At 63.1% G+C, this 21,274-nt stretch carries 20 protein-coding genes and 1 other RNA gene; 5 read left to right on the forward strand and 16 right to left on the reverse strand.

Annotated elements, in window-relative coordinates:
- Positions 1-6 precede the first annotated feature (6 nt).
- Genes SCL_RS10365 through SCL_RS10385 form a run of 5 tightly spaced genes read right to left on the reverse strand, consistent with a single transcriptional unit; the run spans position 7 to position 4,830 of the window.
- A complete protein-coding gene (locus SCL_RS10365) occupies positions 7-954 on the reverse strand; it encodes an ABC transporter ATP-binding protein (protein WP_096361143.1) in 948 nt (315 codons plus the stop codon).
- The gene (locus tag SCL_RS10370) at positions 951-1,883 is read right to left on the reverse strand and encodes an ABC transporter ATP-binding protein (RefSeq protein WP_096361144.1); all 933 of its coding nucleotides are present in this window, start codon (positions 1,881-1,883) and stop codon (positions 951-953) included. Before SCL_RS10370 ends, SCL_RS10365 begins: the two co-directional genes overlap by 4 nt.
- On the reverse strand, positions 1,880-2,728 hold the full coding sequence (locus SCL_RS10375; RefSeq protein WP_096361145.1) for an HlyD family secretion protein: 849 nt from the start codon (positions 2,726-2,728) through the stop codon (positions 1,880-1,882). Before SCL_RS10375 ends, SCL_RS10370 begins: the two co-directional genes overlap by 4 nt.
- On the reverse strand, positions 2,725-4,077 hold the full coding sequence (locus SCL_RS10380; RefSeq protein WP_172426021.1) for a TolC family protein: 1,353 nt from the start codon (positions 4,075-4,077) through the stop codon (positions 2,725-2,727). Before SCL_RS10380 ends, SCL_RS10375 begins: the two co-directional genes overlap by 4 nt.
- Before the next feature lie 45 nt (positions 4,078-4,122).
- Positions 4,123-4,830, reverse strand: a complete 708-nt coding sequence (locus SCL_RS10385) for a TetR/AcrR family transcriptional regulator (protein ID WP_096361147.1) — start codon at positions 4,828-4,830, stop codon at positions 4,123-4,125.
- Positions 4,831-4,961: 131 nt separating this feature from the next.
- Between SCL_RS10385 and ssrA the strand changes: the two genes are divergently transcribed.
- Positions 4,962-5,293, forward strand: a transfer-messenger RNA (tmRNA) gene (gene ssrA / locus SCL_RS10390).
- A 450-nt stretch (positions 5,294-5,743) separates the two neighbouring features.
- Here the strand turns inward: ssrA and SCL_RS10395 are convergent.
- Together SCL_RS10395 and SCL_RS10400 are read right to left on the reverse strand one after the other, a co-directional pair.
- Positions 5,744-5,971 (reverse strand): hypothetical protein, encoded by a 228-nt coding sequence (locus tag SCL_RS10395; RefSeq protein WP_148665078.1) that lies wholly within the window; start codon positions 5,969-5,971, stop codon positions 5,744-5,746.
- 262 nt (positions 5,972-6,233) lie between these two features.
- Positions 6,234-8,159 carry a 2Fe-2S iron-sulfur cluster-binding protein gene (locus SCL_RS10400; protein WP_096361149.1) on the reverse strand — a complete coding sequence of 642 codons (1,926 nt, stop codon included), beginning with the start codon at positions 8,157-8,159 and terminating at the stop codon, positions 6,234-6,236.
- Between the two features lie 178 nt (positions 8,160-8,337).
- Here SCL_RS10400 and SCL_RS10405 point away from each other — a divergent pair, with 178 nt between their 5' ends.
- The 4 genes from SCL_RS10405 to folE2 all read left to right on the forward strand — a co-directional run bounded on the left by SCL_RS10405 (position 8,338) and on the right by folE2 (position 12,255).
- Positions 8,338-8,580 carry an exodeoxyribonuclease VII small subunit gene (locus SCL_RS10405; RefSeq protein ID WP_096361150.1) on the forward strand — a complete coding sequence of 81 codons (243 nt, stop codon included), beginning with the start codon at positions 8,338-8,340 and terminating at the stop codon, positions 8,578-8,580.
- Between the two features lie 7 nt (positions 8,581-8,587).
- Entirely contained in the window at positions 8,588-9,481 is an 894-nt protein-coding gene (locus SCL_RS10410; protein ID WP_197702603.1) for a polyprenyl synthetase family protein, read from the forward strand.
- Complete coding sequence (gene dxs, locus SCL_RS10415) at positions 9,478-11,370, forward strand: 1-deoxy-D-xylulose-5-phosphate synthase (protein ID WP_096361152.1); 1,893 nt, start codon at positions 9,478-9,480, stop codon at positions 11,368-11,370. Before SCL_RS10410 ends, dxs begins: the two co-directional genes overlap by 4 nt.
- Positions 11,371-11,433: 63 nt before the next feature.
- On the forward strand, positions 11,434-12,255 hold the full coding sequence (gene folE2, locus SCL_RS10420; RefSeq protein ID WP_096361153.1) for a GTP cyclohydrolase FolE2: 822 nt from the start codon (positions 11,434-11,436) through the stop codon (positions 12,253-12,255).
- Between the two features lie 144 nt (positions 12,256-12,399).
- Here folE2 and SCL_RS10425 read toward each other — a convergent pair whose 3' ends face one another.
- The 9 genes from SCL_RS10425 to SCL_RS10465 form a co-directional block, all read right to left on the reverse strand.
- Positions 12,400-14,598 carry a putative bifunctional diguanylate cyclase/phosphodiesterase gene (locus SCL_RS10425; protein ID WP_096361154.1) on the reverse strand — a complete coding sequence of 733 codons (2,199 nt, stop codon included), beginning with the start codon at positions 14,596-14,598 and terminating at the stop codon, positions 12,400-12,402.
- A complete protein-coding gene (locus SCL_RS10430) occupies positions 14,588-15,496 on the reverse strand; it encodes an ABC transporter substrate-binding protein (protein ID WP_172426022.1) in 909 nt (302 codons plus the stop codon). Before SCL_RS10430 ends, SCL_RS10425 begins: the two co-directional genes overlap by 11 nt.
- Positions 15,497-15,745: 249 nt before the next feature.
- Positions 15,746-16,249, reverse strand: a complete 504-nt coding sequence (locus tag SCL_RS10435) for a hydrogenase maturation protease (protein WP_096361156.1) — start codon at positions 16,247-16,249, stop codon at positions 15,746-15,748.
- Positions 16,246-17,550, reverse strand: a complete 1,305-nt coding sequence (locus SCL_RS10440) for a Ni/Fe hydrogenase subunit alpha (protein WP_096361157.1) — start codon at positions 17,548-17,550, stop codon at positions 16,246-16,248. Before SCL_RS10440 ends, SCL_RS10435 begins: the two co-directional genes overlap by 4 nt.
- On the reverse strand, positions 17,543-18,328 hold the full coding sequence (locus tag SCL_RS10445; protein ID WP_172426023.1) for an NADH-quinone oxidoreductase subunit B family protein: 786 nt from the start codon (positions 18,326-18,328) through the stop codon (positions 17,543-17,545). Before SCL_RS10445 ends, SCL_RS10440 begins: the two co-directional genes overlap by 8 nt.
- A complete protein-coding gene (locus SCL_RS10450; protein WP_096361158.1) occupies positions 18,328-19,161 on the reverse strand; it encodes an FAD/NAD(P)-binding protein in 834 nt (277 codons plus the stop codon). The genes SCL_RS10445 and SCL_RS10450 overlap by 1 nt, the downstream gene beginning before the upstream one ends.
- Positions 19,154-20,260, reverse strand: coding sequence for a 4Fe-4S dicluster domain-containing protein (locus SCL_RS10455; protein ID WP_096361159.1), 1,107 nt, complete (start codon positions 20,258-20,260; stop codon positions 19,154-19,156). The genes SCL_RS10450 and SCL_RS10455 overlap by 8 nt, the downstream gene beginning before the upstream one ends.
- Positions 20,261-20,310: 50 nt before the next feature.
- The gene (locus SCL_RS10460; protein ID WP_096361160.1) at positions 20,311-20,796 is read right to left on the reverse strand and encodes a hypothetical protein; all 486 of its coding nucleotides are present in this window, start codon (positions 20,794-20,796) and stop codon (positions 20,311-20,313) included.
- A 42-nt stretch (positions 20,797-20,838) separates the two neighbouring features.
- Positions 20,839-21,210, reverse strand: a complete 372-nt coding sequence (locus tag SCL_RS10465; protein ID WP_096361161.1) for a c-type cytochrome domain-containing protein — start codon at positions 21,208-21,210, stop codon at positions 20,839-20,841.
- Between the last annotated feature and the right edge of the window lie 64 nt (positions 21,211-21,274).

Here is a 21,274-nt window from a genome sequence, read left to right on the forward strand (position 1 = left end):
CCGTTGTTAATCCACCGGCGCGCCACCCGCCGCCCGCACCTGGAACACGAAAACATCCTCCAGCGACGGCGTGATCCGCTCCATGCCCTGCAAGGCGATGCCCTCGGCCGCGAGCCGCGCCGGGATCTCGCGCTGCGCGCGTTCGGCGTCGGTCACGGCCACGTGCACCGCGCGCCCGTACATCGCCGCCTCGCGCACGCCTTCCATCCGTTGCAGCAGTTTCACGGCGCGCGGGCTGTCGCCGGTCTTCAGCTCGAACAGCGGTTCGGTGTCGGCGTTGCGCAACCGCACCGGCGTATCCAGCGCGATCAGCTTGCCGCGATTCATGAGCGCGAGGCGATGGCAGTACTCCGCCTCTTCCATGTAGTGCGTGCTGACGAAGACCGTGGTGCCGCGCTCGGTGAGCGCGTGGATCAGGTCCCAGAAACGCCGTCGTGAAAGCGGATCGACACCCGAGGTCGGCTCGTCGAGGAACAGGATCGGCGGCTCGTGCAGCACCGCGCAACCCAGCGCCAGGCGCTGCTTGATGCCAAGCGGCAGCTCGCCGGTCAGGCGTTTGCGCTGATCGGTGAGGCCGGCCGTTTCCAGCACCCAGTCGCGACGTTGATCGCGCTTTGCACGCGGCACCTGATACAGGCCGGAGAAGAACGCGATGTTCTCCTCCACCGTCAGGTCGGCGTATAGCGAGAACAGCTGCGACATGTAGCCGATGCGCCGCTTGATCTCCTCGGGCGCCGTGGCGACGTCGAATCCCGCCACCGTTCCCTGCCCCGATGACGGCGCCAGCAGCCCGGTCAGCATCTTGATGGTAGTAGTCTTGCCGGCGCCGTTGGGGCCGAGGAAGCCGAAGATCTCGCCGGTACGCACATCAAACGAGACATGATCGACGGCGACGAATCGGTCGAACACGCGTGTCAGTTCGCTCGCGGTCACGGCGATGGAGTCTTTGCTCATGCGTCCTCCGTCATGCGCTCGATGAAAACATCTTCGAGCGAGGCCTCGGCGCGGCGAATGCCGTGCACGACGAGACCGGCATCGCGCAGGACGCGTTCGATTTCCGGCGCGGCCGCGCTGGCCGAGTCCGTCAGCACATGCAGCTTGTCGCCGAACAGTGTCGCTTTGCGCACGCTCGGGAGCCCGGCCAGCAGTTCGCGCGCGGCGCGCGCGGATTCGACCTCGACCACCAGCATCTCGCCGGCGAGCGTCGCCTGCAGCCGCGCGGGCGCGTCCAGCGCCAGCAGCCGGCCGCGGTGCAGCAGCGCCACCCGGTCGAAACGCTCGGCCTCGTCGAGATAGGCGGTGGAAACCACGGCAGTGACGCCCTCCTCCACCATCTCGTGTACGATCAGCCACAGGTCGCGGCGCGAAATCGGGTCGACGCCGAAAGTCGGTTCGTCGAGCAGCAGGATTTTCGGCATGTGGATGAGCGCGCAGGAGAGCGCGAGCTTCTGGCGCATGCCGCCCGACAGCGCGCCCGCGAGCCGGTCCTTGAACGGACCGAGATTGGAAAACTGGAACAGCCGTTCCCGGCGTTTACGCCGCTCTGCCGCCGGCACGCCGTAGAGATCGGCATAAAACTCCAGATTCTCCATTACCGTGAGATCGGTATAGAGCCCGAATCGCTGCGGCATGTAGGCGATCTCGTGCTTGACCGTTTCGGGATCGTTGACCACGCTCACACCGTGGAGCCGGGCGTCGCCCGCGTCCGGCTTCAGCACGCCCGCCAGCATGCGCAGCAGCGTGGTCTTGCCGGCGCCGTCCGGGCCGACAACGCCGAACAGTTCTCCAGGCGCCACCTCGAAGCCGACGCCCTCGATGGCGCGCACCTCGCCGAAACGACGGTCGAGATCCCGCACCACGATGGCGGGCGCGGCAGCATTCACGGCGCCGCCGTCTCCAGTGTCACGTCTGCCGGCATGCCGGGCTTGAGCTCGAAGCCGGGATCGTCGGTCACGCGCACCTTCACGGCGTACACCAGCTTCACGCGCTCCTCGGCGGTCTGGACGTTCTTGGGCGTGAACTCGGCCTCGGAGGCGATGTAGATGACTTCGCCGCCATAACGCTTGTCGCGATACGTATCGGTCTGGATGGCGGCCTTCTGCCCGCGGTGCACCGCGCCGATGCGATACTCCGGAATGTAAATGCGCACCCAGCGATCATCCGGGTTCATGACGGTCAGCACCGGCACGCCCGGCGCCACGATCTCGCCCGGCTCGCGATGACGCACGGTCACGACACCGTCGAAACTGGCATGGATGATCATGTTGGCGAGTACGGCCTCGATCGCCTGCGCGCTCGCGCGCGCCTGCGTGTTGTCGCTCTGCGCCACCCGGTACGCGAGCTGCGCCTTGTCGTAGGCCTCCTGCCCGATGGCGCCGCCCGCGAGCAGTTCGCGGCTCCTTCCGAGATCGCGCTGGGCATCATGCAGGCGCAATTCGGTGGCGGCGATCTGCGCCCTGGCCTGCGCCAGCCGCGCCCCGGTTTCGCGCGTGTCGAGCTGCGCCAGCACCTGACCCTGTTTGACTTTGTCGCCTTCCTGCACGCCGATGGACTCGATGCGCCCGGATGCCTGGAATCCGAGCTGCGCCTCGGTCGCCTCGACCGTGCCGGAGGCCAGCATGCCGTTGTCGCGGTTGTTGAGCAGGCGCGGGACGAAATAAACGGCGAGGCCGGTCGCCACCACCAGCCCTACGATCAGGATGCGAATGCGTATGCGAGGTTTCTTCATGGTTTTTCATGCTCCTCGACAGAATTGGACTGCGGCTTCAGCAACGCCGCGACTCGTTCGGGATCGAGCGTGCCGGTGGCACGCAACAGACCCAGCCGCGCGACGATCAGGTCGAACTGCGCCTGCAAGCGGTCGGCCTGCGCCGTGAGCAGCGCGCTTTCGGCGTTGAGCAGGTCGGTGATCACGCCCACGCCCTGCTCGACCTTGAGTTTCTCGATGGCGAGCGCTTCGGTGGCCTCCTCGATGCTGGTGCCGGTCACTTGCAGGCGCGATTCGGCCTCGGCCTGCGCGTCCCACGCGTCCTGCACCTGTTTCGCCACCTCGAGCCGCGCCTGTTCCATACCCTGGCGCGCCTGTTCGCGCGCCAGCACCGCTTCGTCCACACGCGCGCGGCGCACGCCGCCATCCAGCAGCGGCACCGAGAATTGCAGACCGACGGCCCAGTCCTCGTAGAACTGGCTGGTATCGCCGCCGCGGCGCTCGCCGTAACCGCCCACCAGCGACAGCGCCGGGTAGCGCTCGCCGCGCGCGATGGCCTCCTGCGCGGCGCCGGCATTGCTCTGCTGCTCGGCGATGCGCAGCTCGGGATGCTGCGCGAAAGCCTGCTGCTTCACCTCTTCGAGGTTCCGGGCCGGCGCCGGCGCGGCTTCGTAACGCGCGAGCGGGGTTTCCTGCGCCGGCCGCTCCCGGCCCATGAGCTGATACAGCAGGCTGCGCGCCTCCTGGCGGCGATTTTCGATCTGTAAACGATCGTGGCGTGCCTTGGTCAACTGGCCGTGGACCTTGAGGTAATCGAGCTTGGCGGCACGCCCGACGCGGCGCAACAACGCGATGCGCTGTTCCTGCGAGTCGAGCGATTCGATGCGCGCGTCATAGGCCTGCCCGAGCGCCGCCAGCTGCTCGATCTTCAGGTACACGGTGCTGACGTTGTAGCTCAGCTCCTGCACGCCCAGGCGCTCGCGTTCCAGCGAAATCTCTCGGGTGAGATCGGCCAGCACCACGCCCTGCGACAGCTTGCCGCCGGTGTACAGCGGCAGCTTGAGTGCCACGCCGTAGTCGTAGATGGTATCGTCGAGCGGCGGGAACGTGCCCAGCTCGCGGATGGAATGCACGAACGTGGGATAGCCGTAACGCGTGGCCGAGGCAGTCAGATCAACTGACGGCAGTTTCGCGCCGCGCGCGGCGCGCAGCTCGTTCTCCGATTTCGCTACCTCCAGACGCTGCGACACCTGTTGCGGATTGAAGTCGAGCGCCTGGCGGATGGCCCCGGGCAGGGTCAGTGTTGAGCTGGCTTCCTCTGCTCCTGCGCCCATGCTGGCCAGCAGCGCGGCCATGACGGCAGCAGCCATTGGGAATGAATTGCGACGAGATCCATGTTCATGGCCGAGCATGCTTCACCTCGCTTTCTTTTCCGCGCGACGCGGGCGCGCTCCGGCGCCCTCGTAGAACAGCCGCGTGCTGTGATCGATGAGACGTTGCGTGAAGGCATCCGTCATGCGGATGCCGAATACCTTCTCCATCACCGGCAGCGCGATGAACGGGAACAGCGCCATGCTCATGAACGACAGCGCACCCAGCGTGGGATCCAGATCCTTGCGTATCCGGCCGTGCGTCATTTCCCGCTCCAGCAACTGCGGCACGCGCCCGCCGCCCTTGGCGGCGAATTCGCGGATGAACAGCTCGCGGAACGGCCCCTCCTCGGCCAGCACCTCGCGCACGATCAGTCGCGCCACCCACGGTTCGTGCGCCAGCATGGTCATCACCGCCTCCAGCGCGTCGTGAATCGAACTCGCCGGGCGGCCGCTGGCGTGATTCATGAGTTCCTGCACCTTTTGCAGCACCGGGCCCATGGTTTCCTGCAGCATGGCCCGATAGAGCCCGTCCTTGTCGCCGAAATGATAATGGATCATGGCCGGGTTCACGCGCGCCGCGGCCGCGATCTCGCGCACCGAGGCGGCCTTGAAATCGCGTTGGGCAAAAAGCTCGCGCGCCGCCTTGATTAACGCGGCGCGAATCGATTCGGTATGAGTCTCTCCGCGTGGGCGCCCGGGGCGCCGGCGTGGCGCTGTCCTGTTTTTCGGTTTTGCCGCGGTGCTGGCCATGAGACATAATTAAACAATTGTTTAATATATGTCAAGCCGGGCGCGCAAGGCATTGAAATCGCCGGCCGGCGACCCCAGTATCAGGCCGTGCCGCCGGGAATGCGGTATACTGTGAACGTTCTTGGGGGTGACCTGGTTTCGACGTGGGTCACGAAACCTCTGGGGCATGCCGAGGTGCCGATCTCCTCGTAAATCCAGCGGCAAACACATAGTTGCCAACAACGACAACTACGCCTTAGCGGCTTAATCCCCGCTAACCTTTCCGCCCGAGTTTCGCCCGTGGGCTGGGATGGAAAGGTCGATCACACGGGATCGCGCCGGCTCGTGCCTGTTGAGCAAGCGTTAAATCCAAGCAGGCTCAGCTCAGCAGTGGTCCTGTCTGCCGGAACACGCTGAGTCAAATCAAAGACAGACTACGCATGTAGAACCATGGATGTAGGGCTTGCGGACGCGGGTTCGATTAGTAATTTGGTCGCCTCTGTTCGTAAGAGCAGAGTGAAAACGGGGCTCATTCGGCGAACCCTGACGCCATCGAAAGATGGCATGGCAACGCCGAGGGGTAGCGAAGGGCCAACCTTCCCTGCCCTGTAGAGACTCATAGACTTGCTGAAGAGTTATAGCTCTGGAGCAGGCACTAGGATTCGCAAACCTCTCATCCCCTCTCCCGCTTGCGGGAGAGGGTTAGGGAGAGGGGGAGCGAATAACACGCCCCGCATCCGGAATCGGATGAAGGCATAGTCCAGGCCGCATCGAAAGATGTGGATCAACTGTCCCGCCACCTCCACCAGCAAGAAACCCCTGACCGGCAACGGTCAGGGGTTTTTGTTTTATTGGTCTAACGACTGAGCTAAGCCGCGCGGCGCCGTATGCCGCGTCGGCTTGAGCGCGTTGTTAGGTGTGATAGCCCCAACAATTACGCCTTCTTTTTGCGATACATTGAGTGGGGCGAGTTTTTGACCCACTCAATAACTTTGTCTGCTGCTTCCGGACCTAGATCGACTTTAGCTAATACTTCTCTGATTTTGGCTTCGTCATGGACAAAAGCGGCCTTATCGAATTCCTCCATTAATCCCGCCTCGAAAAGGCGCTCATTAACGGTCATTGCGGAATAGGGACTATTGGGCTTATTTTCGTTTTCCATAAGGACACCTAACTAAAAGTAGACGGCCTAAATGTCGCTTTATAAAGCGACAAAGTACTGTATATCCATGCCGTATATCAGTTTGGTTTCTGATAGATCAAAGACTTATCGAATTTTAGTACCGCCTAATAGAAAACAGCAAACACGACACTGGAGTTATGCCGCTCACTAACTCACGTAGGGCGCAATAGGCGGAGCCGTATTGCGCCGAATGGAACCACATCCGGCGGAATACGCTATCGCTATTCCGCCCTACGAGTTATCAATTTGACGTTTGTATGACTTCGCCACCCTGTCCCTTGATATGCGGCGCAAAATTGAAGGCATCGGAGAAGCAGCGGTCCTCGGTCATGCCCTTTTGAAGGAACGCCGCGTGCGCCGACTCGACCATGCCCACCGAGCCGCAGGCATAGACCTCGCAGCCGGTCATGACCGGGAAATCATGCAAAATAGCCGCGTGCACCGTGCCCGTGCGCCCGGTCCAGTTGTCCCCGGGTGCCGGTTCGGACAGCACCGGAATGAATTTGAAATTGGCGTGTTCGCGCGCCCAGCGCTCGGGCAGCTCCTTCATGTAGAAATCGCCTACCGATTTCACGCCCCAGTACAGATGCATCGGGCGCCGCAGGCCGGCGTGGAACGCATACTCGACCATGCTTTTCACCGGCGCGAAGCCGGTGGAACCGGCAACAAAAATGATCGGCCGGTCCGAATCTTCGCGCAGATAGAACGATCCGAGCGGCCCCTCGCAGCGCAGGGTGTCGCCGGGCTTCATGGCGTTGAACACGTACGTCGTGAAGGCGCCGCCGGGAACCAGCTTGACGTGCAGCTCGATCAATTCGGATTCGTGCGGCGCGGTGGCGAAGGAGAACGCGCGCCGCTCGCGGTCCTCGAGCACGATATTGATGTACTGCCCGGCGTGGAAACGGATGGGCTCCGGGTCGAGCGGCTTGAGCATTACGCGCATGACGTCAACCGTGAGCAACTCCTGTTGCTCCACCCGCGCCATGAAAGTGCGGATCGGGATGTCGCGCACCACGCCGATGTTCTCGCATTCGAGATCGAGATCGGACAGCGGCGTGGCGCAGCACATCAGGGCCTTGCCGGCGCGCCGCTCTTCCTCCGTCAGCGCGCTTTCCTGGTAGGCGCCGTGATCCACGCTGCCCTGCAGGACGGTGCACTTGCATTCGCCGCAACCGCCGCTGCGGCACTCGAACGGCAGCGCGATGCCGGCGCGCAGGCCGGCTTCGAGGATCGACTCGCCCGGATGCGCCACGACAATGTCATCGCCGGGACGAAGCGTGAGCCGGAACCCTTTGGCGGCGCGGCGCACCGGTGGCAGCCACGGCAACAGTACCAGCAGGCCGGTGCCGCCCAGCACCAGCCACCATGTTTTCTCCGGCGACCAGGCATAAATCAGCGGGAAGACCGCCAGATAAAACCAGTCGAACTTCAGATCGGTAATCACCGTGTCCAGGTTCGCCGGGCCCTGGCTCAGCACCGGCCACACCAGGCTGAGAACGATCAGCGCCAGCAGCAACGGCAGCGCCAGCCGGCGCGGCGGGTTGGTCTCGGCCCTGGCCACGCGCTGCGTGTGCACCCACAGCACCAGCAGCAGCATCAGCGAGATGCCGATGTGCATGAAGGCCAGCAGCGAGAACAGGCGGTCGTTGACGCTGCCCTCGTGCAGGAAATTGCGCGCCATCGGCTCGGAGAAAATCGGCAGCCAGTCGAGCCACTCCGCCGTCGCGATGGTGATGAATTGCGCCAGCCGGTCCCACGGCAGCATGAAGCCGTTGATGCCGGAGGCATACACCAGCCACAGCACGAACACCCCGGTCACCCAGGAGAACCAGCGAAAGCCGCGGTAGTGATCGAACGCGAAATGGCGCAGCAGGTGCAGCCCCATCGCCAGCACCATCCCGTCCGAGGCGTAACGGTGCAGGCCGCGCATGATCTGCCCGATATAAAAATGATAGTGCGTGATGCGCTCGACCGAGGTATAGGCCTCTTTCACGCCGGTATCGAGGAAAATATACAGATACACGCCGCTCACCACGGCGATCCAGGTCATCAGGTAGGCGATGGCGCCCAGGTGGTAGAGCGGGTTGAGCCGGTCCCCGAATACGAGATTGAACAGCTTTTCGAGGCGCAGAAAAAACCACTGCGCCGTCCGCCGCACATAATGCATGATCAAGATTCTCCCGAAACAGGCATATCCAAGCGCATTGGTAACAGGCGCATTGTCCGACAACCTTGATGCAAATCAACAGGGTATGCAAAACAAATGGTCTTTATGTGAGAAAATTGACGTGCTTGGCTGCGGTGCGCTAGCTTAACCTTTTATTGCATAGGTCTATTGGAGCCCCATGGCGAAAAAATCCAGCACCTCTCCCAACTTTGAAACCGCGCTCGCGGAGCTGGAGAAGATCGTGGAAAAAATGGAATCCGGCGAGCAGTCGCTGGAGGAATCCCTGAAGTCGTTTCAGCGCGGCATCGAGCTGACGCGTGCCTGCCAGCAGGGACTGCGCGAGGCCGAGCAGCGCGTGGAAAAGCTGGTCCAGAAAAATGGCGAATTCGCCACCGAACCTCTCGACAACCAGAACGAGTAGTCCGGCATTGTCTGCTTTCCCCGAACAACTCCGGCGCTTCCAGCACCGCGTCGAACACGCGCTGGACGCGTGCCTGCCCGCCGCCGCACAGGCGCCGGCGCGCCTGCATGAAGCCATGCGCTACGTCACGCTGAACGGCGGCAAGCGCGTGCGCGCCAGCCTGGTTTACGCCGCCGGCCAGGCCGTCGGCGCGCCCGACGCGGCGCTCGATGTTCCGGCCTGCGCGGTGGAACTGATTCACGCCTACTCGCTGGTGCACGACGATCTGCCGTGCATGGATGATGACGACCTGCGCCGCGGCAAACCGACCTGTCACAAGGCCTACGACGAGGCCACCGCGCTGCTGGCGGGCGACGCCTTGCAATCGCTGGCCTTCGAAATTCTGGCGCGCGACCCGGCGCTGACGATCGGCCCCGCCCGGCGTCTGCATATGATCATGTTGCTGGCGGGAGCCGCCGGCTCGCACGGCATGGCCGGCGGCCAGGCGATCGACCTCGCCTCCGGCGGCAAGACGCTGACGCTGGCACAGCTCGAGGACATGCACCTGCGCAAGACCGGCGCGCTGATCCGCGCGTCAGTCCTGCTCGGCGCCCATGCCCGCGAAGACGTAGCGGCGGAAAAACTGGCGGCGCTCGAAAACTACAGCCATGCCATCGGCCTGGCGTTCCAGATCACCGACGACATCCTGGATGTCGAGGGCAAGGCGGAAATGCTCGGGAAAAACCCCGGCATGGACCGTGCGCGCGGCAAATCCACCTATCCGCAGGTACTCGGGCTCGCGGAAGCCAAGGCCCGCGCTCAGGTACTCCAGACGCAGGCTCTCGAAAGCCTCGCGCCTTTGGAGGATAATGGCCGCGTATTGGCCAGGTTGGCCGGATTCATTATCGAACGCCGCCAATGACCAGAAAAACCACGCAAGACAGCCCCCTTCTCGAGACGATCAACAGCCCCGACGATCTGCGGCGCCTGAAGGAAGACGATCTCCCCGGCCTGGCCGGCGAGATCCGCGAGTTCCTGATCGCCTCGGTGTCGCGCACCGGCGGCCACCTGTCGGCGGGCCTGGGGACGGTGGAACTCACGCTCGCCCTTCATTATGTATTCAACACACCCGAGGACCGGCTGGTGTGGGACGTGGGCCATCAGACCTATCCGCACAAGATCCTGACCGGACGCCGCGACCACATGCACACGCTGCGCCAGACCGACGGGATTTCCGGTTTTCCGCGCCGCGAGGAAAGCGAGTACGACACCTTCGGCGTCGGGCATTCGAGCACCTCGATCAGCGCCGCGCTCGGCATGGCCGTGGCCGCGGCGCGCACCGGCGCCGAACGCCAGGTGGTCGCCGTCATTGGCGACGGCGCGCTCTCCGGGGGACAGGCATTCGAGGCGCTCAACAACGCCGGCAACATGGACGCCGACCTGCTGGTGGTGCTGAACGACAACGACATGTCCATCTCGCCCAACGTCGGGGCCATGTCGAGCTACCTCACGCGCATCCTGTCGGGCAAGGTCTACAGCCACATGCGCGAAGGCTCCAAGACCGTGCTCTCGACCATCCCGCCGATGTGGCAACTGGCCAAGCGCGTGGAAGAACACATGAAAGGCATGGTGATGCCGAGCACGCTGTTCGAGGAGCTGGGCTTCAACTATTTCGGGCCCGTGGACGGACACAACCTGAACGCCCTGATCCGCACGCTGCGCAACCTGCGTGGCCTCAAGGGGCCGCGTTTCCTGCACGTGGTCACGCGCAAGGGCAAGGGCTACGAACCGGCCGAGGGCGACCCCATCGTGTACCACGGCGTGACGCCCTTCGATCCCGCCACCGGCAAGATGGAAAAAAAACCCGCGGGCAAGACCTACACCCAGGTGTTCGGCGAGTGGCTGTGCGACATGGCCGCGCGCGACGTGCGCCTCGTCGGCATCACCCCGGCGATGCGCGAAGGCTCCGGCCTGGTGCAGTTCTCCGAACGTTACCCGAACCGCTACTTTGACGTCGGCATTGCCGAACAACACGCGTTGACGTTCGCCGGAGGACTCGCCTGCGACGGCATGAAACCGGTGGTGGCGATCTACTCCACCTTCCTGCAACGCGGTTACGACCAGTTGATTCACGATATCTGCCTGCAGAACCTGCCAGTATTGCTGGCCATCGACCGCGCCGGGCTGGTGGGCGCTGACGGCGCCACGCACGCGGGCAGTTTCGATTTTTCCTATCTGCGCTGCCTGCCGAACATGACGGTCATGGCGCCGGCGGACGAGAACGAATGCCGCCGCATGCTCAGCACCGGCTTCCTGCTGAACGGCCCCGCGGCGGTGCGTTACCCGCGCGGCACCGGCCCCGGCGTTGCGGTCGATCCGGCACTGGAACCGCTGCCCGTCGGCAAGGCCGAAGTCCGGCGCATGGGCAAGCGCGTGGCGCTGCTCGCCTTCGGCAGCATGTTGGCCCCGGCGCTCGAGGCCGGCGAGGCCTTCGGCGCCACCGTGGCGAACATGCGTTTCGTGAAGCCGCTGGATGAAGACCTGATCCGGGAGCTGGCGCGCACGCACGAGCTGCTGATCACGGTCGAGGAAAACGTGGTGGCCGGCGGCGCCGGCAGCGCGGTCAATGAATTCCTGGTCGCGGCCGGGCTGACGGCGCGCATCGTCAACCTCGGCCTGCCGGACCGCTTCATCGAGCACGGCGACCATCGCGCGCAGCTGGCGCGCTGCGGGCTGGACGCCGCCGGCATCCGGCGTGCGATCCTGCGCCATGTTGCCGCCGACGCCCCGGCGGAACGTGAAACCGCCTAAACTTGACTGTATCACTCAACTACTACATCATTGGCGGCCCGCGAGTGGTAAAGAGACCCGGTTATGAAACTGAAAAGCAAAACCCGTCCCGTTGAAGAAGAGATCGCCGACGTGCAGAGCACGCCGGACCTGCGCCACCTGCCGATCGACAAGGTCGGTATCAAGGAAATCCGGCATCCGGTGGTGGTCCGGGACCGCTCCCAGGGCGTGCAGCACACCATCGCCAGCTTCAACATGTACGTGGAGCTGCCGCACAACTTCAAGGGCACCCACATGTCGCGCTTCGTGGAGATCCTGAACAGCCACGACATGGAGCTGTCGGTCGAATCCTTCCGGGACATGCTGGCGGAGATGCGGCGGCGCCTCGAGGCCAACACCGGCCACATCGAGATGAGCTTCCCCTACTTTATCAACAAGGCGGCTCCGGTATCCGGGGTCAAGAGCCTGATGGATTACCAGGTCGTCTTCATCGGTGAAATCACCGGCAACCAGGACGTCATGACCATCAAGGTGGTGGTGCCGGTCACCAGCCTGTGCCCCTGCTCCAAGGAAATCTCGCAATACGGCGCCCACAACCAGCGCTCGCACGTGACACTCACGGTGCGCACCAACACCTTCGTGTGGGTCGAGGACCTGATCGACCTGGTGGAGAACCAGGCCAGCTGCCAGCTTTACGGCCTGCTGAAGCGCCCGGACGAGAAATACGTCACCGAAAAGGCCTATGAGAATCCCAAGTTCGTGGAAGACATGGTGCGCGACGTCGCGGCCAAACTGAACGCCGATGACCGCATCGACGCCTACGTGGTGGAATCGGAGAACTTCGAGTCCATCCACAACCACTCGGCGTACGCCATGATCAAAAAGGACAAGACGCTGGACAGCTGATCGTCCACGCCCCGGCCGCTGGCGTTAAAGCGGCTGTCCCTCGCAAGACCGCAACCGCTGATACCCGCCGCGTTCCTCTTCCGTGACGAGGAATCTTTTTTGACCTGCCGTGCGCGCCCTGCACCGTTGCGTCCCGGTCAGCCTTCAGCTGGCGTTCTTGTTGGTCTTGGGCACCACCCGCAGATTCACCGGCAGCTTCTCGGACGGGGCGCCAATGTAAAATCCCTGAAGATGGTCCACGCCGGAGGCCTTTAGCATGGCGATGGTTTTCTCGTCCGGCACGAACTCGGCGACCGTCTCCTTGCCGAGCGAGCGCGCGATCTGGATGATGGAGAGGACCATGGTTTCATCCATGGAGTTCTGAGCCATGTTCTTGACAAAGGATCCGTCGATCTTGATGAAATCCACCGGGAGCTGCTTCAGGTAACTGAAGGAGCTGAAGCCGGTGCCGAAATCATCCAGCGCGAAGCGGCAGCCGATGTCCACCAGACCCTGGATCAGGTTCCGTGCCTTGTCGAGATAGCGCATGGCCGATTGTTCGGTGATCTCGAAGATCACCCGGTTGGGCGGCACGCGATTCTGCGTCAGGTGGTCCTTGATCAGCTGCAGGATGGACGCATCCTCCAGCGACTGACCCGAAAGATTGATCGAGAAGATGACATCGCGCCCCGAGGCGCGGAAATCCGCCAGCGCCTTCAGTGCGTGCACGATCACCCAGCGATCGATGTCCGTCATCAGGCCGAAGCGCTGCGCCACCGGGAGAAAAATGGAGGGCAGCACGATTTCGCCGTTGGGTCCCGGCATGCGCAGCAACACCTCGTAACTTTCCTTGTCGGGATGAATGACGTCGGCGATGGGCTGATACATCAGCCGGAAGCGATCCTGCTCGATGATCTGCTTGATGTGCTGGAACCAGCCGATGTCCATGGCCATTTCCTTCCTGCCTTCGCCTCCCTCTTCATACAGATGCATGCGGTTGCGGCCATGCGACTTGGCCTCGAAACACGCCATGTCGGCATGCGCCAGGATTTCCTCGGCGCCGTGGCGCCCGGGTTCGATCATGGCGATGCCGATGCTGCAGTTGACGCTGAGAATCTTGTCCCCTTCCACCAGGCGCATGTCGCGCATGATCTGGTTGAACGAACGCGCCAGCTCCATGGCGCCCTCGCGCGACACGTTGCGCGCCAATACCGTGAATTCATCGCCGCCGAAACGTGACACCACATCCTTGTCGCGCACGCGCGATTTGAGCAGCTCGGCCACGCGGATCAGCAGCTTGTCGCCGGCGGCGTGTCCGAGCGTGTCGTTGACGTACTTGAACTGGTCAAGATCGATGAAAAACACCGCACTCGGCACCGCATCGTGCGAAGCGTGTTCGATCTCCGCTTCCAGCTCGCGCCGGAACAGGCTGCGGTTCACCAGGCCGGTCAGCGGATCGCTTTCGGCCATTTTGCGCAGGGTTTCATCGCGGTCCCGCAGGGCGCGAATGGTGGTGTTGAGCGCATCGCTGATTACCGCGATTTCCGCGTCTTTGGCGCGCTCCACGTGGACGTCGGTCTCGCCCTGCGCCAGCCGCGCCAGCGGCACTTGCAGCGCCGTCAGCGGCGCCAGCGCCTTGCGGATGATGCGGCTACCGAAGAACAATCCGACCGCCATCAGGGCGGCAATGATCAGGCTGCCGGAGGCGATGCTGCGCACCAGCTGTTCCTTGTAGTAGCCGGAATCGATGCTGAGATCGATGTAGCCGATGACCTTCACGTTCTCCGGCTTTTCGTTTTCCAGGCTGAAGCCAAGCAGCCCGTCCGAACGTATGGAACGGACACGAATCGGCGCAATGAAGCGCAGATAGGCTCCGCTCAGAATGGAACGGTCGACGAGATAGTCCCGCTCCGTACCGCCGGTGCCGGAAAGCTCCCTGATCTGATCGGGCTTGAGCAGCGGGATTTCCACGCCGCGGCGATCACCGTATTCACCGAGGATTTTCCTGCCCGAGGCGTCGTAGTAACGAATGAAGGCGATTTCAGGGAAATGTTTGATGCGCTTGTCGATATTCGACACATGCCGGCCGCCCTGCGAGGCATACAGCGGCGTACCCAGTTCATCCAGTTCGCTCAGCCAGCGAACCGCCTGTTTCTCCAGGTTGTCGTCGATAAGGTTGCTGGCGGTCCACCACAAGCCGATGTTGACGATCAGATACACCGCCACGGCGCCGAGCATGAGCAGCGCCAGCAGGCGGCTCACGAGACTGCGTTCCCCTATCCGGCGGACCGATTGCAGAAATTTTTCCAGGCCGGCCGGAAGCGGAAAACGAAAGCGGCCGATGGCGTTCCGTTCAAGGGGCATGGGCCAGTCCTTGCAGCGGCCGGGGCAGCGTCAGATTCAAACGCCTGGCCATGACGCTATTGATCCTGATCGTGGCCCTGGTAAGCGGAGCGATCGGCGCGTCGGTATCCCGGTATGTCTGCTTCAGGCGCTCCAGCACCTGTTCCGCGATGTCCGCATAGCCGCTCTCCGCGCTCACCAGACCGCCCAGGGCCAGCAACTGGTGACTGAAGACCGCCACCTGTTTTCCCTCCCTGACGCTGTGTGCCATCACGTCGCGGATAACCTCGCGGCTCAGCACGCGATTGTCCGGCACCAGCCATAGTCCCTGGATCTTCGGGACCAGCTGTTTGTAGGCATAAAGTGTCTCTTTGTCCGATCGGACCTCGACGTGGACCAGCTCCAGGCCGTTCTCGTGGGCTGCCGCCCGCGCTTCTTCCATCAGGCCATGCAGGTTTTTGCCGGTAATGACGCCAACCTTTTTGAGCCGGGGTGACAGCTGTTTCCAGACACGAAACTGTTCATCCACCGGCGTCGTGGCGGCAACGCCTTTCATCCAGGCAGTCACCAGGTCGGTGTCTTCGTAGTTGAACACCTGGCAGAAGACCACACGCTTGCCTGAAAGGCCGCGTGCTGCCCGGGCGGCGGGCAACCCGATCGCGACGACCTGGGATATTTCCGAAGACTGGATTTTTTTCTGCGCGGCGGAATTTGACGCTTCGCTGCCGCCAAGATAATAGTTCTCGATCCGTTGCGAAACCCTTTTCTCGATTTCGCGCTGTACCCCGACGAAAGCCGGTGACCGGTCACTGAGGAGAATGGCAACACCCGGGGCCGATTCCGGCCGCACCGTCGAACAACCCGTCATCAAGGCCGCCAGCCAAAACAGCAGGCATGCCGTCCAGACAGGGCGTGGCATGCAAAAACAGGATTGCGGCATCGTGTACATCTTCTGGCGACTCCTTTTCTATACACATGGAATGCAGCATTCATGCCATAGCCTGGGGATTTTCAGGCCGGAAACAGCCGGATGACCTGGTGAGGCGGTCATACAACCATCTGAAACAGCGGGATTTTTATTGGATAAGAGATCGTGGCCCGGATCATGTCCGAGCCAACCTCATGGCAAGCTGACTGACAAGGGAATTCTCTGCCGAAAAAGGTCTTTTCAGGTGCTGTTTACGGCGGCGGATGCATGAAAACCCGGGAGCGAAAGCGCCTCTTCGGCGATATCCCGGACGAAAGCAGGCAATGTGGCAGCCACCCCGGGACTCAGGCCAGAACCCGACCAGCCAGGATCTGCCTCGACGCCACGCAACAACAGCCGCGACGGCATGTTCCCGAGAGCACGGGCCAGGCCGATCGCGGAAGCGATGCCGAAGCCATGCGATGAACACGACCCGCCGGCGCCGGGAAGATCGCACGCATCGAGGCGATGTCGCGTTCCCGGCGTGGCGCCGGAACGAACGGCATCCAGCAGGATCACGATATCGGCTCCTTGCCAATGCAGTGGAAGCAACGCGCCGGGGCGATCCAGGATTGTTATCTCGATCCATCCGGACGAGTCATCATCCAAAACCGGGGAATGACGCAGGGCTTGCGCCGCCTCCCAACCGAAACGGTCGTCGCCAAAGGGAGAACCGATTCCGATAATTTTTACCTGGTGGTTCATGTTTCCTGCCGGCTGATTCGCAAATCGAGAAAATGTGTGGCGCAGGAAATACAGGGATCGTAATTACGGATCACCATTTCACCGCGGCGACGCAACGCCTCCTCGGGCCGGTCCGGGCCGAAACTCTGGAGCGACTGGCGCAGATCCTCTTCAATGCGCGACTGGTTCTGGCTGGTGGGCGGCACGATGCGCGCGCGCACGACCTTCCCTTGCGCGTCGAGCTCATAGCGATGCCACAAAAGCCCGCGCGGTGCTTCGGTGCAGCCGGCACCGCTGCCGGCGTGCGGCGTGACGGCGACACGGGATTCCCGCGGTACCTGATACGATTCCAGAAAACGGATCGCTTCCCGCATGGCAATCACGATTTCGATCGCGCGCGCCACGATGCTGTGATGCATGTTGCGGCTGGGGAACCTGATGTCCAGACCATCGGCCAGCTTGCGCACCGGCTCCGGCAGACGATCCAGGTTGAGATTCAGGCGCGCCAGCGGGCCTACCAGATACGGCTTGCCATCGAGCCGGCAATGCAGCGCGGTCGAGTGCGGCTCCTGTTGTTCGGCAAAACGCGCCTCGAACTGACCGGCCGGAATATCCAGACCCTGGCTCGAAATCAGGCGGCCTTCGTTCATGGGATATTCCCGCGGATGGCGCAGGGCGACACAGATGAAATCCTGTTCCTGTTCCGGCAGATCGAGCGAAGCCGTCCAGCGCACCAGCGCCTCGGCCTCCGGCAGGGCGTCCTGCAGTTTTTCCAGCAGCGCGCCCACCTGTTCCGGCGGCGGGGCATGATGGAAGCCGCCGACGCACGCGCCCACGGGATGCACCGAGCGCGCGCCGAGCAGGCGGATGATGTCGTTGCCGAGCGCCTGCAGTTTCAGGCCGCGTCGCACTTCCGGCGCATGCTTCCCGGCCATTTCCACCACGCCCGGATAGCCCAGGAAATCGGGCGCTGCCAGCATGTGAATGTGCAGGCTGTGGCTCTGGATCCACTCGCCGCAGTAGAACACGCGGCGCATGGCGCGCACCCAGGGACCGGGGTCCGCGCCGAACAGGTGTTCGATGGCATGCACCGCGCTCATCTGGTACGCCACCGGGCAGATGCCGCAGATGCGCGCCACCATGTCCGGTATTTCATCATAGCCCCGGCCCTCCAGCAGTTTTTCGAACATCCGCGGCGGCTCGAAAATGCGCAAGCGGACATCCTCGATCACCCCGTCCTTCACGCGCAACTCGAGCGTGCCCTCGCCCTCGACGCGCGCCAGCACCGGCACCTGGACCGGAATGTGGCGTGATTCAGTCATGTGTGGTTTTATCCGTGCGCAAGCCGGCTTGGGCGAAGGCCGGCGCCGCCGCATTGATAAAATGAAAGCGCCGCGCCACCGCCGCCGGCACCAGGCCGAGTCCCTCCAGGCGTCGCGCCAGCGATTCGGTATTGGGGTTTTCCGCCGGACCGTAACAGGCATAACAATCGCGCCCGAAGGCCGGGCAGATGGCGCCACAACCGGTACGCGTCACCGGCCCCATGCAGGGAAGCCCCTTGGCCACCATCACGCACACCGTATGCCGGCGCTTGCACTCCAGGCAGACCTTGTCCTTTTCCAGCCACGGCGGCACGCCCGACAACAGCGCGCGCACGGCCGCCAGCACCTGGCGCCCGCTCACCGGGCAGCCCCAGATTTCGAGATCGACTTTCACATGCTGCGCGATGGGCGTGGAGGTCGCCAGGCTTTGAATATATTCCGGTTTGGCGTAAATCGAGGCGATCCATTCCGGGGCATTCGCAAAGTTGCGCAAGGCCTGCACGCCACCGGCGGTGGCGCAGGCGCCGAGGGTGACGAGTTGGCGGGAGTTGGCGCGGACACGCCGGATGCGCTCACTGTCTTCGGGCGTCGATATGCTGCCCTCGATGAAGGCGATGTCCACCGCCGCCTCCGGGTTCACCGGCCCGGCCTCGGCGAAATGCACGATGTCCGTCATCCGCGCCAGCGTCAGCAGATCCTCGCCCAGGTTCAGGAACGCGAGCTGGCAACCGTCGCAGGAGGCGAATTTGTGAATCGCGATTTTCGGCTTGTCCGCCATCAGAACCCCTGAATGCCGAAAAGCGGCCTGGCTTCGGCATAGGAAAACACCGGGCCATCCTGGCAGACGAATTTGCCGCCGTACTGGCAATGGCCGCAGTGTCCCACGGCGCAATGCATGTTGCGCTCCATGCTGAGATGGATATGGTCTTCAGTCACACCGCGCCGCAGCAGATGATCCACGGCCACGCGCATCATGCCCTGGGGGCCGCACATCATGATCATCGCCTGGGAAGGATCAAACTCCACCTGGTCGAACAGCTCCGTGACCCGGCCTATGTGCCACGGCCACAGCGCCACGCCGACATCGGCCGCCACGAGCACCTGCGTGTCGCGCAGTTTGCTCCACTGTGAATACTGGCTGCGCCAGATCAGATCGTCGGAATGCTTGACCCCCTGCATGATGATCAGGCGGCGGAACCTGTCGCGCCGGCGGATCACGTAGTTGATCACCGACACTACCGGCGCGCATCCGAGCCCGCCGGTGATGATCATCACGTCATGACCCTCGGCCTGTTTCAGCGGCCAGCCGCGCCCGTAAGGCCCGCGCATGCCCAGCCGGTCGCGCGCCTTCAGCTGCCCCAGCCCGCGCGTCACGCGCCCGACCACGCGGATGGTATGGTCGAACAGCTTTTCATCTTCCGGATCAGAGACGATGGAGATCGGCACTTCGCCGACGCCATAGAGGTACAGCATGTTGAACTGACCCGGCTCGAAACGGAAAGCCGCGTGTTGCACCGGATCCGTGAAGCGCAAGCGCAGCGTAAAGATGGTCGGCGATTCCTGGATGCGCTCGACCACCTCGATTTCATGCGGGAGCGCGGCGTTAACCATGCCCGCCTCCCCCGCCTATTGCGCGCGCCTCTTCCGTGATATCGATCCCGACCGGGCACCAGGCGATGCAGCGCCCGCAACCCACGCAACCGCTGCGTCCGTACTGGTCATGCCAGCTGCCGAGCTTGTGCGTGAGCCACTGGCGATAACGCATGCGCGTGTCGGCGCGGATGGTCATGCCGTGGATGTAGCTGTGGCCCTGGGTGAAACAGGAATCCCACTGGCGCGCATGCTCGCTGTGACTGTTGTCGAGCGCCGTCACATCTCTTTCGCCGTGGCAGAAACAGGTAGGGCAGACCGCAGTGCAGTTCCCGCAGGAAAGGCAACGCTCCGCCACGTTCTCCCAGCGCGGATGCTCGAGATTCGCAAACAGCACATCGCGCAGGTTGCGCGACGGCAGGCCGCGGGTTTGCCGCCGGGCGGCCTCCTGCGCCTCCTGTTCGGCGATACCTCGCTGCGCGTCCGTGGTCGGCGCCAGTGGAAGCTGCGCGGTGATCATGCTTCCCTGGTCACTCCCGGCCTGCACCAGATAACCGTCGTCCAGCTCGTCCAGGGCGATATCGAAATCCTGCGTGGCGCGTGGCCCATCGCCGGTGGAGGCACAGAAACAGGTGTCGGCCGGATGGGTACAGTGAACGGCGACGAGAAAGAGGTTTTTCCGCCGCGCGGCGTAATAAGGATCGGCGAATTTGCCCTGCAGAAAGTGCCGGTCCTGCAGGCGCAAGGCCGCCAGGTCGCAGGCGCGCGCACCGATGACGGCCAGCATTTCGGCGGCCGGCATGATTTCCGAAAAACGGATAGCGCCACGGGCGTCGCGCTCCGCGCGCCACATGACTTCATGGGGGGCAAACAGGAACGGCTTCAGCGCCTGCGGGCCGTTGGCCCAGCTGAAATACCGCGGGCTTGCCGTCGTTTCAAGCCGGTACTGGCCCGGACCCTGGCGGTCGCGGACTCCCTGCGGCAGTGCGCCGGCCCGGTCGAGCGTGTCGTAAACGATCGCGCCGTCCCGGACCTGCGGGCCGACGCAACGGTAACCGGCCCGATGCAGCGCATCCAGCAGTGCCTGAATCCAGGCGCGCGGAAGAAAGCCCGCCTCCATGCTCGCCTCGTCGGTTTACCGTGGTTGACGACATCACATCATACGCCGTCTCAGAGAAAATCCGCGAACTCCGCGCGGCGCCATTCGGCGCGGATCACCTTCCATTCGCCGTTTTCTCGTGCCAGCGTAATCTCGAAGCGGTGCAGATCGGCGCGCAGCCGTTCGAGTTCTTCGGCGCCTGAAATCGGCTGCCCGGCCATGGCCACCATCACGTCGGCCTGGGCCACGCCCGGTTGGGGGAAATTGATTAGCCGGATGCGCGTGAACAGATGAATCGACTGGTTGCGCAGGAAGTAATAGCGCAGGATCGCATCAATGGCCTTCTTGTCCTGGCCCTGGCTGTCGGCGTATTTCTCCGACACCATCTGCCGCAAAACGCCCGATTCCTTTTTCTCAGCGGCGGCCTCACCCTGCGCCAGCAGCGCCCGCACCTGCGCCTCGGGACTGTCCCGTTCAGACGAACAGGCGCCGTTAAAAATACTGATGCTCAACACGAGGATCAGGACCGGCCATAGCTGAAAACGGAATCGGCCCATGTCAGCCACGCCGTGGCCTGGTCGGGAGCTGTCCCGGTCAGCTCAGTTGTTCTTGGCGCCCTGATCGATCCACTGCCGGATGGTCTTGATCTGACCGGCCGCGATCGGCGGCTTGTCCTTGGGCATGTTGATGCTGGGATGCGCCTGGCGCTCGATCAACAGAACCAGGGTGCTGCTGACGGATGAACCGGGAGTGACGATCGGGCCCAGCTTGGTACCCTTCATCAGGCCCTCGTAAGTCTCCATATTGAGTCCGCTCTTGGCGAGGCCCGCGCCGCCGACTTTATGGCAGGACAGGCAATTCTCGCTGAGTATCGGAAATACATCCTGCTTGAAGCTGACCTCGCGGGTACAACCCGCGCCCAGCATTGACACCGCCATCAAACCCGCCAGTACCGCCAAACTGCGTGACATGTTCTTCCTCCCGAAGTAATTCGTGGAATTAGTTTACATTATTTGCAAATTCGCGCCAGAGCGA

Source organism: Sulfuricaulis limicola (assembly GCF_002355735.1).
In the GTDB taxonomy this organism is placed as follows: domain Bacteria; phylum Pseudomonadota; class Gammaproteobacteria; order Acidiferrobacterales; family Sulfurifustaceae; genus Sulfuricaulis; species Sulfuricaulis limicola.